Here is a 12312-nt window from a genome sequence, read left to right on the forward strand (position 1 = left end):
CACCGACCTTAAAGCTTCACGCCAAGTAAGCTGGTTTGATGCTCTGTATCAACGGTAACTAACGTACTTAATCCTGCTCGTAACACTTGTTCATTATCATTAGCATCGATATGAATGCGTACTGGAACACGCTGCGTCACTTTCACCCAATTACCGGTCGCATTTTCAGCTGGGATCACCGAAAACTCCGAGCCTGTCGCAGGGCTAATACTTTCAACGGTTCCCTTCCAAGTCACGCCTGGGTATGCGTCCACTTCGACTTCAACCGTTTGTCCTGGTTTCATATAGGTCATGTCTTTTTCAGTGAAATTGGCTTCAATCCATGGATTTTGGTTAGCAACCAAGACCATCGCACTGGCACCTGTCGTTATGTATTCACCGGACGTCGGCACATTGGTAACGATTCCGTTTGCCGGCGCATAAACCTGTACATGAGAAAGATTCAACTTTGCTTGTTCCAGCTGTGCCTGCGCTGCTTGATAACTTGGGTGCTCTGTCACTGGACGAGAAGCATCTCCACCCAACGCTTCACGCAAGCGACGCAAATCTTTTTCTAACGCATCGATTTGTAAACGGCTGGTTTTCGTCGTGTGAGTGGACGCATCGTACTGTGAATCTGAGATGTAGTGCTGTTTTAGCAAGTCAGCCTGACGCTTTTCGTCGCGCTGATTGTAGGCAAAAGTACTCTGCGCCAACGTGATTTCAGCTTCTTTCTCTTCGTAGGCCGCCTGCTGGGACAATAGCTCAATACGCACCTGCTCCAACTGCGCCTGAGCTTGCGCCACGGCAGTTTGATAAGGCACAGGATCAATCGCGAACAGCAACGCCCCTTTCTCAACGGCTTGGTTTTCTTTTACCGCCAAGGTCTGAATCGATCCGGAGACTTCTGCTGTGATCATCGTCTTATCGTTTTTCACAAAGGCATTGTCCGTTTCAACATAACGACCGCCGTGCAAGTAAACATAAGCCGAAGCCGCCACAGCAACAACGGGCACAACAAATAACAGCAAACGGCGCTTGTTTCGCTGTGTGACTTGTTTAGGTTCTACGGCAGGGGTATTGCTTTCACTCATTCTTTAATGTCCTCTCGAAAGTGACGCCATGGCATTAGTCTTGGCTGAGGTTGCTATGCATCACTTTTAACAAATGCAGTAATTGATCGATTTCATCCGCACTTAGTCCAGCGACAGCCTTTCGGTTGACGTCTTCGACCACGACGCCAATATCATCTAAAAGCGCCTGTGCCTGATCCGTTAAATACAAGCAATGGGCGCGTCGATCCGTTGGATCTGGGCGGCGTTCCACCAGCCCCTCGTCGCTCAATTGGTCAATCAAACGTGCGGTGGTAATCGGTTGAATTTCTAAAATATCGGCCAACGCCTTTTGGCGAAGACCTTCAAAACGCGACACATAAACCAATGCACGGGCTTGCATTGGGGTGATGGGTAAATCGCTTTTCAGATACTCTCGGCGCAGTAAACGCTTCACATCCGTTAATAAAAAGCTCAGTTCTCTAACGCTCATAAGGGGATCCACAGTGGTATAAGTTGATTATTGTATACTTTGCTTACTATAAACAATATATAGCTTTATATCTGCACGCTTGTTCCTCGATAGCCTCTGCGGTACCGATATTTCTTGCACAAATCACAGGCATAAAAAAAGCGACCCGAAGATCGCTTAGTCGCTTTAGCATTTTATAGAGGGTAGTTGCGTCTACCTATCAATCTATGAGCTTGCCCATACTGATACGTTGCTCTACCTTGAAGCCCAGTGACTCATAAAACGCCACGACTTCTGGGTTGTTTACTTCACGCACCTGTAAGTTAACTTTGATGCAGCCAAGCGACTTCAACGTATCAAACGATGCATTAATCAAGTTGGTGCCTACGCCTTTGCGGCGATGATCAGGATGCACCGCTACGGCATACAGCCAGCCTCGGTGACCATCGTAACCAACCATACATGCACCAATCAGCTTACCTTCTTCCCACGCAACGAGGATTAAATCGTCTACGTCCAGTTTGGTTGGTAGCATCGCTCGTGGCGCGTTGTGAGACGGATCGTCTGGAAAGACCATTTCCCACAATTCTACCAAGGGTTCTAAATCAATGGGTTGTACCCTTCTTATTGTCATAACACCCACTCCTCTGAGTACACCTCAACATTGACAATATATACAAAAGCGTCGGCTATGCCCATCATGCCCCAAAATAGTTACTTATTGCCTTCTAAAAATAGCAACAATGTATTAGGAAATGAATAATTGTGCAAAACCAAAGGACTCCCTAGTATCGATTTACACCTTTTCGATCACCTAGCACCATGGAGAGCCCCGTGACGGACACTTATTTAAGTAACAATAATGCCTCAAGCGCTAGCGAAGCGCCATCAGACAAAAAGCTATATAAGCTGATTATTGCCTCATCCATTGGTAATGCTTTGGAATGGTTTGACTTAATTGCCTATGCATTTTTTGCCAGTACCATTTCTAAGCTGTTTTTCCCAACCGACAACGAAACCCTTTCGTTGATGATGGCCTTATTTGCTTTTGCCATGTCTTACCTCATTCGCCCTCTAGGCGCTGTGGTCATTGGTGGCTACGCGGATAAAGTCGGTCGTAAAGCCGCCATGTTGCTAACGATTTGGCTAATGATGGCAGGTACTTTCTTGATCGCGGTTATGCCAACCTACGAAAGCATTGGCTTGCTTGCCCCCATTGGCATTTTGCTAGCACGCTTGATGCAAGGCTTCTCAGCCGGTGGTGAGTTTGGCAGTGCCACGGCTATGTTGGTGGAACAGTACCCTGAGCGCAAAGGCTTCATTTCCAGCTTTATGTTTGCCAGCCAAGGTATCAGTGGGCTTCTAGGTGCGGGATTTGGTCTTGTGCTAACCGCCACTCTGACAACAGAGCAACTGGAAGACTGGGGCTGGAGGGTGCCTTTCATCTTTGGTTTACTGATCGGCCCTGTGGGTCTATACATTCGCCGTCATATCGAAGAAGCAGAGTCTTTTGCTGAGAAAGAAGAAGTGAAAGTACCGGTTGCTGAGCTGGTGAAAACCCATAAGCGCGGCCTATTTTTCAATATTGGTGCCATGGTGCTGTCTACCTCTGTAACTTATTCGATTATTTTCATGCCGACTTACGCCACGAAATATCTCGGTCTAAGTGGCTCTATTGGCTACGGTGGCACCTTGATCAGTTATGCGGTACTGACCGTTCTAACGCCTTTCATCGGAATATTGTCTGACCGAATCGGTCGTACCAAATTGATGATGTTTGCAGGCGCACTCTTCTTCATCACGGTTTACCCAGCCTTCATGTTACTGTCAGCGAATGCAACCTTACTGGTTCTGGCTTCGGTATTGTTCTGGTTAAGCGTATTAAAAGCGATGTATTTTGGTGGTCTGCCAGCGCTGATGTCCGAGCTCTTTCCGACCCACGTTCGCGCCACAGGCATGGCATTAAGCTACAACATTGCGACCACAGTGTTCGGCAGCTTCACGCCCTTCCTATTAGTTTGGTCGATCAGTGCTACCGATGATTTGATGGCTCCAAGTTACTACTTATTGTTCACTTGCTGCGTGAGTTTGATCACCATGCTGGCGATCCGTAAGCACTTCAAGATTGGTTAATATAAGACTCAGAAAAGGCAGTGATGTATGCATCACTGCCTTGATGAACTGACTTTGAACTAAATTAAAAAGTTCGCCCCAACCCCTAGTAGTAACACCGCAAATAACTTCTTCAACAATACCGCATCCAAGTTATGCGCAAGCCTTGCCCCCAAGCGAGCACTAAAAAAGCTGGTCGCGGCGATCCCTACTAACGCAGGCAGATAGACAAAGCCCACGCTGTATTCAGGCAGAGCCTGATGCCCCATCCCCATCACAATAAAAGAAAACGCTCCAGACAGGGCAATAGGCAAACCACAAGCCGCTGAAGTGGCTACGGCTTTTTTCATATCGATCCCTTTCCAGGTTAAAAATGGCACCATTAAAGAGCCGCCGCCGATACCAAAAATAGCCGACGCCCAACCAATCAAAGCGCCCGAAACAGATAACGTAGGCTTAGACAGTGATCCTGTATTGCCCTTGGGCTTCCAACCAAACCACATTTGTAGCGCCATCAGTACCGCAAACACACCGATAATCTGCTGCAGGTCATCCCCGTCAATATAAGAGGCCGTCACACCGCCTAACGAGCTGCCTAACAAAATCCCCACGCTTAACCACACAACGAGAGACCACAACACCGCACCTCGCTGATGATGTGCCCACACTGAATTAATGGAGGTGAACAAAATACACGCTAACGATGTACCCACGGCGAGGTGTGTCAGCACATCCGCAGAGACGCCTTGAGCCGAAAAGCTGAACACAAGTACCGGGACGATAATCAACCCGCCACCGATACCAAATAACCCTGCCAACACACCAGAACACACACCAAGTACCAAATACATAATAAAGTCCATGCCACACTCCCCATGTTTGCATGCAAAAAAAAGAAGCCCCTCGTTATCAGGGGCTTCATCAGATCGTTACCATATGGTCATTTAGTGAGGCCAATGCTCCCCTAAATCCCAAAACACGCCTGCGGCACAGGCCAACCCTTGTTGCGCCACACTCATTAATAAATGCTCGTCCGGCGCATGCTGTTTACACGACGGATAAGAATGCGGCATCCAAACGGTTGGCAATGACAATACATCGGCAAAGCAGTGATTTGGAATGGTCCCGCCTAAGTTCGGCAAGACACTGACCGGCTGCCCAAGGGAAGCCTCCATGGATGACTGTACAAAGTGAACCCAAGGATGAGCTGGATCCAAGCGCGTGGCATTGTAACCACCCTCATACAGAATCTCGATATCTTTAAAGTCTAAGTCACTAAAGTGGCGTTCAAGATTGGCAACTAAGTTACTCCAATCCGTCCCTGGCACAAGACGTAAATGACACACTGCTTCGGCGCTATTGGGTATCGCCCCAACTGGCTTATCAATGTTGCCAGCCCCAAGCGCTATCACTTCGAGAGTATTACTACCAAATAAGCGTTCACCTGGGCTTAGGTGTGCTTCGCCCCATAAAGCGTTCAACTCTGGATCGCCTTCATGCCCCCCAACAGGCAAACCCTGCATCATCTGCGCAGTGATACCAGTAGGCGCTGGTGCTTTTAAAAAGTCAGGCAGTAATTTCCCTGTTGGCGAGACCAAGGTACTGAGCGCATGTTGCAGACGTATCGCGGGATTGGTGATGACACCGCCCCAGTTACCAGAATGACGTGCGCCATTGTCCGTTGTACAACGTAAGCGGAACTGACAAACACCACGGGAGCCGAGGAAAATGGTCGGCGTCTTAGCATTTAAGCGTGGTCCATCTGACGCTAGAAACAGGTCCGCCTGTAACGTCTCAGCCTGCATACGACAAAAGTCTTCCAGCCCCTTTGAGCCCACTTCTTCGCTCATCTCAAACAAGACTTTCAGGTTGTAGCCCAGCTTGCCCGAGCGCGCCTTGATGGCAGCCTCCAGCCCTAAAAGGTTAATCGTATGCTGGCCTTTGTTATCCGCGGTTCCTCGGCCAAATAGTTGGTCACCATGCAAACTCAGATCCCATGGATGCGTTCCAGCTCGCCATTCATTCTCCTGACCATTTGTCACATCACCGTGACCATAAGTCAGCAAGGTCGGCAGCTCGTCCCCTTCATGGCGCACGCCAATCAACAGCGGCGGTTGACCCGCCATTGGGTTGTCATAGACTTGGCACTCGAAGCCAAGCGCCATCAGCGTCGGTTGGATCTCATCCACCAGATAGGCTCGGAGAGGCTGTTGTGCCTGCGGATTTTGGCTTTCAGTTGGCATCGCAACGCGACGTGCAAGGGTTTCCACAAATACCCCATTGCGGATTGTCTCTACTGCAGCCTCAAGCGCTTGTTGACGCCCTGAGCGTGTTTCATCATTCATGGGATTCTCTCCATCCTTTAAGGCGTTGACTCGATTTTAGAATGGGGTTTAGCTTATGATGTCACTAGGTTTGCAACAATTATCAATTATGGAATCAATGCTTCCATAAAATAGAAAGCTAATCATTATGTATGAAATCTCTCTGCGCTATTTCCACGCCGTCGCTCAAACGGGCTCTCTTTCTGCTGCATCTGAAGAGCTGCACGTTGCCGTGTCTGCTATCAGCCGCCAAATCAGTCAGTTGGAAGATCAATTACAACTGACCTTGTTTGAACGCAAACCACGTGGCATGGCGCTGACCTCTGCGGGTGAGATTCTCTACACCTATGCGCTGCGTAACTCGGTTGAATTAAGTAATGTCATCGCAGAAATGAAAGGCTTAAATAGTCTACAGCAGCAAACCATCACTCTGGCTTGCCCTGAAGGCATGGCATGGGACTTCCTTCCTTATGTGATTGCTCAGTTTCGCCAGCAATACCCCAGCGCCATAGTCTCGTTACAGGTCGTTGATTCTGGTAAGGCAACTCAACTAGTCAAAGAAGGCAGTGTTGATGCGGCACTGACCTTTAGCTTGCAACCGGAACAAGGAGTCGAAGTGGCCCTCCAAGTTCCCTCACCCATCTCTGCATTGCTATCTCAGCAGCACCCTTTAGCCAATGCAGAATGCCTAAGTGTGCGTGATTTAAAAGACTATCCGATTGCGTTATCTGAACCCGGCACAACCCTCAGTTACCTGTTTGACATTGCCTGTCATTTGGAAGGCATCCAAATTGCTCCAGCTCTGACCAGCAATGCTATGGGTGCGATCTACACTTATACCAAAGAAAGCCCTGATGCGATTGCCCTATGCGGTGAACTCACAGTACAACGCCAAGCCCTGCGGGACGGACTCGTCCTGCGCCCAATGCAAGAGCCGTCCTTAGTTCAGCGCAGCCTGCAATTACAGGTGATGTCGCGCCGAAAACAGCCGGCTATTGTGCGCTATTTCCTCGACTTTTTAACCGCTGCTCTCACGGAGCACAGCGGGCGGTAAGAGAGTAAATAAAGGAATGACCGTTGTTTATCGAACTCTTCCCTGCCTTCGTGGTCTGTATCGGGGTAATATACGTAATAGATAAGCAACCGATCGATTGAATAGCGTCTTATGAAATTTTTTAGCAAAGCCGAACTGATATTTTACGCTGGTGCCTTCGTGTCCGTTTTTGGTGTCGCAGCCCTCGTTAAAATGATTCACTCAGAAGACCCTCTGCCGGATGCCTTGGGGCCATGCAATCTAGACACTGGCCTTTGCACCTTACAGGAAACACCTGAGCGGTTTAATGGCGCGACGATCCAATTTGAGGACGGTATTCGCTTGAACCGTCGTATCAGTACCACTTTGGACTTACCCAAAGCCGTACAAAATGCCCAAGACATTAAACTAGTGCTTGAAGGTCGAGACATGTACCTTGGGGTGTACGAATACCCGTTAAGCAAACGCCCTGACAATACATGGCACAGTCAAGTGGTGGTTCCTCTATGTACCGATGAACGCATGCAATGGGTCCTGAAAGTTCAGATGAAAGACGCCATGGGGCGCGATAAAGAATGGGCTTACCTATTCGATATCGACAACCCCAATGAGGCTATTTAATGTGTTCGCTCATCCTTACTAACTTGAGATGGACTGGATGAGCATCATGCCGCCGCGTAATAGCAAAATAATGGACAGCAAAAACAACATCCCCTGAATGACTTTGATGTAGGTCTGATCATGCAATTTCTTGGTCAGCCAACGTCCAATAAACGTCCCGATAATACCGGTAACAGCCAACCCCACGATTAACGACCAATTCAAACCATCCATTTGTCCGATGGAGTAGTAAGCGGGTATCTTGACCACATTACCAATGGCAAATGCAATCGCGATGGTGCCAGCGAACTCCAACTTAGGCAGTTTCTGCGGCAATAAATACGCTTGCGCTGGCGGCGCTCCTGAATGCGTAATAAAACTGGCGATCCCAGTTAATGTCCCCCAAAACACGCCGGGGCCGATTTCAGCTGTTTTCACGGCAGTGGAAGGTTTGGAAAACCAAGCTCTTACACTGTACCAAAGCCCTATTAAGCCAGTAAAAATTAACAAGCCAAACTCGGGGGTGTAAGGGGTAATGACGGTGGCGATGGCTAATCCTAACAAGATAGCAGGCGTCAAAATCCAAACATTTCTTTTCGAGTAATGCTTACGATACAGCCAGACGCCAACCCAATCCGTGACAATGTAAACGGGCAGTAACGTTGCCGCCGCTTGCACGGGGTTCATAAACAACGCCAGCATGGGTACGGCAATCGCCGCCATAGAAGCCAAACCGCCTTTGGATAACCCGACAATCAGTGCCGCGATGATAAGAAGCGTCGTATCCATCATGTAATAATTCCACCATTGAGTTTCGCTGTGTCGAGACGAATATAGGATTTGGTGCTCACCACTTGCTCATGGGCATAAATCCCTTTAACGACAAAGTCACTAAAAGCTGCCATATCCTTTGCACGAATTTCCACCATCAAATCCACGTCTCCTGTGACACCAAATACGGATACCGCCTGCTCTTGTTCCTGCAAATAGCGAGTGACGTTATCCCGTGCTTCGGGAACATCCTTGCTAATGGTCACCAAGGTCCACGCGACCACTGTATAACCCATTTTTTCATAATCAATCTGCGCTCGGTAGCCACGGATAATGCCGCACTCCTCCAAACGTTTGATACGCCTTAAACACTGGGATTGTGACAGGTTCACTTGCTCTGCAATCAATGCATTGCTGGCCCGACCATTGTGCTCCAATGCTTTTATAATTTTATAGTCCGTACGATCCAAGGCAATTTCTGTCATTTAGCATCTCAATAACGAAAGTATCTTGTGAAACCGTACGAGTAAGCCCCCTATTATGCAAGCACATTGCGGCCCAATGCTTCTAGAATGAAAGGATCTTGCACACTTATTTATCAGGGGAAGGTTATGTTGTTGGATCAAAATTTTGTACGTCAGCAGTTTCCAGCGTTCCAAGAAGCATCATTACAAGGACAAGCGTTTTTCGACAACGCAGGTGGCTCTTACGCTTGCGCTCAGGTGATTGAGGCACTGAGTAACTATTATCGTGAAACCAAAGTGCAGCCTTACCACCCGCATCCTGCAGCGCTCAAAGCGGGGGCACAAATGGACGCCTCTCATGCCCGCTTGGCAGCCTACTTAAATGTGGATACAGACGAAGTGTATATGGGCCCCTCAACCTCTCAGAACACTTATGTCCTCGCCCAAGCCTTTGCCAATGTGCTGCAAGCAGGCGATGAAATCATTGTCACCAACCAAGATCACGAAGCTAACATTGGTGTTTGGCATCGTCTTGCTAAACACGGCATTGTTATCAAAGAGTGGCAAGTCGACCCTAAAACGGGTGCACTATCAGTAGACGATTTAGATGAACTGATCACACCCAAGACAAAGCTATTAGCGTTCAACCACTGTTCTAACATTGTGGCTTATATTAATCCGGTGGCTGAGATTTGCGCCAAAGCCAAAGCAGCAGGAGTGATCACGTTAGTCGATGGCGTATCGTATGCAGGACACGGTTTGCCAGATGTCGGTGCACTTGGAGCGGATATTTACTTATTCTCTCTCTACAAAACCTTCGGCCCGCATTTGGGTATGATGGTCATTCGCAATGCCGTGGCAGAGTTACTGGGTAATCAGGCGCATTATTTTAATGGCGCTTACAAAGCCAAATGGTTTGTCCCTGCAGGTCCTGATCATGCACAAGTAGCCGCTAGCCAAGCCGTATTGGATTATTTCGAAGCGGTACACGACCATCATTTTGAAGCGACCAGCGACGTCAAACTTATTGCTGAAAGAGTGCGTAAGCTCTTTCATGAGACTGAACAACCGCTTTTAGATAAGTTACTGACCTTCTTATCGAGTCACCCTAACGTGACCTTGCTTGGCTCGGACCAAGCCAGCGAGCGCGCAGCGACCGTGTCGATTGTGCCGACACAGCAAACACCTCAAGAATTAGGCCGCAAGCTCGTAGAGCAAGGCATCATGTGTGGCGTAGGACATTTCTATGCTGTACGACTGTTAGAAGCCATGAATATCGATCCCAACACAGGTGTCGTTCGCCTATCCTTTGTGCACTACACCACCCCTGAGGAAATCGATCAGTTGATTGCCGCGTTAGATCAAGCTCTTTAGAAAGCTCGCACTACAGGTGACCTCAAGCAAGAGTTCACCTTTTGGATCGAACAAAAAAAAGCCCCAATACGGGGCTTCAATCATACTGGAGGCGAAGGAAGTTAAAGAACGGCACCAATAAACTGCTTCAGTTCTTCCGTTTCCGGCTCTGAGAGTAGCTTTTTAGAATTACCCTCTTCCCAGACTTTGCCTTGGTGCATAAAGACAACGCGGTCACCCACGTCACGAGCAAAGTTCATTTCATGGGTTACCAAGATCAATGTCATGCCCTCTGCAGCTAATTGCTCTAGGACTTTTAACACTTCACCCACCAACTCAGGGTCTAGGGCGGAGGTGATCTCATCACAAAGCAAGACTTTCGGGTTCATCGCCAAAGCACGTGCAATAGCAACCCGCTGTTGTTGTCCACCAGACAGTTTCTCTGGATAACGATCAAACTTATCCCCAAGCCCTACCTTTTCAAGCATGGCACGGGCGACTTTTTCGGCTTCCGCCTTGGACTTCTTCAGAACGATGGTCGGTGCCAACATAATGTTTTCACCCACCGTGAGATGGGGAAACAGGTTAAAGTTCTGAAAGATCATCCCCACACTTAGTGCCAATCGACGCACTTGGATGTCTTCCGAAGTCACTTCTTTATCGTCGACCGAAATACCGCCTTGTTGGTATTCCTCTAAACCATTAATACAGCGCAGCAAGGTACTCTTACCTGAGCCACTTTTACCGATGATCGATACCACTTCCCCCGCTTTGATGTTTAGATCAATGCCTTTAAGCACATGGAAGTCGCCATAGTATTTATGGACTTGATCAAGTTTAACGAGCGACATGGTATTTCTTCTCCAAATACTTGCTGCAAAGAGACAGCGGGTAACACAGGGCAAAATAGATAAGCGCCACAAAAGCGAACACTTTAAACGGCTCAAAGGTCGCGTTGTTTAACATGGTGCCGGCTTTCGTCAGCTCGACAAAACCAATTACCGATGCCAACGCCGTGCCTTTGACCACTTGCACCGAAAAGCCGACGGTCGGGGCAAACGCCACTTTGGTTGCTTGCGGCAGAATCACATGGCGTAGAGTTTGTAAGAAGTTCAAGCCCAATACACGGCTCGCTTCCCACTGACCTTTTGGTAGGGTGTCGATACAACCGCGCCAAATTTCAACTAAAAAAGCGCTGGTAAAGAGGGTTAAAGACAAGATCGCCGCACCCCAAGCAGAAATTTCATAACCGATCATCGACAAGCCAAAGAAACACAGGAACATCTGCATAAGAAGTGGCGTGCCTTGGAACAGCTCTACGTAAAGTTTGACTATGCGTATCATCACTGGATTACGAGTTAAGCGCATGGCGGTTAAGCCTAATGCCACCGCCGTGCCACCGATAAACGCGGCAAGTGACAGCAACACTGTCCATTGGGTCGCAATCAACAGGTTACGCAGAATGTCCCAGTTTGAAAATTCAATCATTGAGCCTCCCGAAATGCGAACACACGTTTGCCAATCATGGCAAAGACATATCGCATCAACATTGCTAAGCCTAAGTACATCAATGCTGTCACCACATAGCTTTCAAACGCTCGAAAGTTACGCGATTGAACCAAGTTGGCTGCATAAGTGAGGTCTTGTACCGAAATCTGAGATAACACCGCTGAGCCCAACATAACGATGATGCATTGGCTGGTTAACGCAGGATAAATCTTTTCAAAGGCGGGTGTGAATACAACGCGTGTTAGGGTCTGACGAAAGTCCATTCCCAACACTTTAGCCGCTTCCCATTGCCCCTTCGGAATATTGTTCAAACCGGCACGAATGATCTCTGTGCTGTATGCCCCAAGGTTAATGGTGAGTGCAATGACACTGGCTTGCCATGGACTCAACATCAAACCAATCGACGGCAGACCAAAGAAAATAAAGAATAACTGCACAATAAAAGGCGTGTTGCGGATGAGTTCTACATAAGCCGCCACCGCGCGCTGGCTCGCAGGGTGACCGTATTGTCGAACGGCAGCACAGGTTGTTCCCAATACAACGCCCAGTACAGTGGTTAATAAGGTGAGTTCAATGGTGGTCATCAGACCACCAAAGAACACATCCGTATAGGGTAATAAATCGGAAAAATTCAGCATGGCTT

14 protein-coding genes are annotated in these 12312 nt (G+C 48.3%); 4 read left to right on the forward strand and 10 right to left on the reverse strand.

Annotated elements, in window-relative coordinates:
- Window positions 1–8 precede the first annotated feature (8 nt).
- The 3 genes from C8D85_RS07000 to C8D85_RS07010 form a co-directional block, all read right to left on the reverse strand.
- Window positions 9–1073 (reverse strand): HlyD family secretion protein, encoded by a 1065-nt coding sequence (locus C8D85_RS07000; protein WP_133561062.1) that lies wholly within the window; start codon window positions 1071–1073, stop codon window positions 9–11.
- Between the two features lie 34 nt (window positions 1074–1107).
- Window positions 1108–1524: a MarR family winged helix-turn-helix transcriptional regulator gene (locus tag C8D85_RS07005; protein WP_133561064.1), complete on the reverse strand. Its 417-nt coding sequence runs from the start codon at window positions 1522–1524 to the stop codon at window positions 1108–1110.
- 199 nt (window positions 1525–1723) lie between these two features.
- Entirely contained in the window at window positions 1724–2137 is a 414-nt protein-coding gene (locus C8D85_RS07010; RefSeq protein WP_133561066.1) for a GNAT family acetyltransferase, read from the reverse strand.
- A 200-nt stretch (window positions 2138–2337) separates the two neighbouring features.
- On the opposite strand from C8D85_RS07010, the gene C8D85_RS07015 reads away from it, so the two are divergent.
- Window positions 2338–3636 (forward strand): MFS transporter, encoded by a 1299-nt coding sequence (locus C8D85_RS07015; protein ID WP_211342152.1) that lies wholly within the window; start codon window positions 2338–2340, stop codon window positions 3634–3636.
- Between the two features lie 59 nt (window positions 3637–3695).
- Here C8D85_RS07015 and C8D85_RS07020 read toward each other — a convergent pair whose 3' ends face one another.
- Together C8D85_RS07020 and C8D85_RS07025 are read right to left on the reverse strand one after the other, a co-directional pair.
- A complete protein-coding gene (locus C8D85_RS07020) occupies window positions 3696–4478 on the reverse strand; it encodes a sulfite exporter TauE/SafE family protein (RefSeq protein ID WP_133561070.1) in 783 nt (260 codons plus the stop codon).
- Window positions 4479–4559: 81 nt separating this feature from the next.
- Window positions 4560–5960, reverse strand: a complete 1401-nt coding sequence (locus tag C8D85_RS07025) for a M20 family metallopeptidase (protein WP_133561072.1) — start codon at window positions 5958–5960, stop codon at window positions 4560–4562.
- Between the two features lie 127 nt (window positions 5961–6087).
- Here C8D85_RS07025 and C8D85_RS07030 point away from each other — a divergent pair, with 127 nt between their 5' ends.
- Together C8D85_RS07030 and C8D85_RS07035 are read left to right on the forward strand one after the other, a co-directional pair.
- Window positions 6088–6993 (forward strand): LysR family transcriptional regulator, encoded by a 906-nt coding sequence (locus C8D85_RS07030; RefSeq protein ID WP_133561074.1) that lies wholly within the window; start codon window positions 6088–6090, stop codon window positions 6991–6993.
- A gap of 111 nt (window positions 6994–7104) precedes the next feature.
- The gene (locus tag C8D85_RS07035; RefSeq protein ID WP_133561076.1) at window positions 7105–7593 is read left to right on the forward strand and encodes a hypothetical protein; all 489 of its coding nucleotides are present in this window, start codon (window positions 7105–7107) and stop codon (window positions 7591–7593) included.
- An 18-nt stretch (window positions 7594–7611) separates the two neighbouring features.
- Here the strand turns inward: C8D85_RS07035 and C8D85_RS07040 are convergent, their stop codons facing one another.
- Together C8D85_RS07040 and C8D85_RS07045 are read right to left on the reverse strand one after the other, a co-directional pair.
- Window positions 7612–8364, reverse strand: a complete 753-nt coding sequence (locus tag C8D85_RS07040; protein WP_133561078.1) for a sulfite exporter TauE/SafE family protein — start codon at window positions 8362–8364, stop codon at window positions 7612–7614.
- Entirely contained in the window at window positions 8361–8828 is a 468-nt protein-coding gene (locus C8D85_RS07045; protein ID WP_133561080.1) for an Lrp/AsnC family transcriptional regulator, read from the reverse strand. The genes C8D85_RS07040 and C8D85_RS07045 overlap by 4 nt, the downstream gene beginning before the upstream one ends.
- Before the next feature lie 126 nt (window positions 8829–8954).
- Here C8D85_RS07045 and C8D85_RS07050 point away from each other — a divergent pair, with 126 nt between their 5' ends.
- Window positions 8955–10181, forward strand: a complete 1227-nt coding sequence (locus C8D85_RS07050; RefSeq protein WP_211342153.1) for an aminotransferase class V-fold PLP-dependent enzyme — start codon at window positions 8955–8957, stop codon at window positions 10179–10181.
- Window positions 10182–10282: 101 nt separating this feature from the next.
- Here C8D85_RS07050 and C8D85_RS07055 read toward each other — a convergent pair whose 3' ends face one another.
- From C8D85_RS07055 to C8D85_RS07065, 3 genes are read right to left on the reverse strand one after another with little or no spacing between them, the layout of a single operon-like run.
- On the reverse strand, window positions 10283–11011 hold the full coding sequence (locus tag C8D85_RS07055) for an amino acid ABC transporter ATP-binding protein (protein ID WP_133561084.1): 729 nt from the start codon (window positions 11009–11011) through the stop codon (window positions 10283–10285).
- Window positions 10998–11648: an amino acid ABC transporter permease gene (locus C8D85_RS07060; RefSeq protein ID WP_133561086.1), complete on the reverse strand. Its 651-nt coding sequence runs from the start codon at window positions 11646–11648 to the stop codon at window positions 10998–11000. The genes C8D85_RS07055 and C8D85_RS07060 overlap by 14 nt, the downstream gene beginning before the upstream one ends.
- On the reverse strand, window positions 11645–12307 hold the full coding sequence (locus C8D85_RS07065; protein ID WP_133561088.1) for an amino acid ABC transporter permease: 663 nt from the start codon (window positions 12305–12307) through the stop codon (window positions 11645–11647). The genes C8D85_RS07060 and C8D85_RS07065 overlap by 4 nt, the downstream gene beginning before the upstream one ends.
- Between the last annotated feature and the right edge of the window lie 5 nt (window positions 12308–12312).

Origin of the sequence: Marinomonas communis (assembly GCF_004363305.1) — a bacterium.
GTDB lineage: Bacteria > Pseudomonadota > Gammaproteobacteria > Pseudomonadales > Marinomonadaceae > Marinomonas > Marinomonas communis.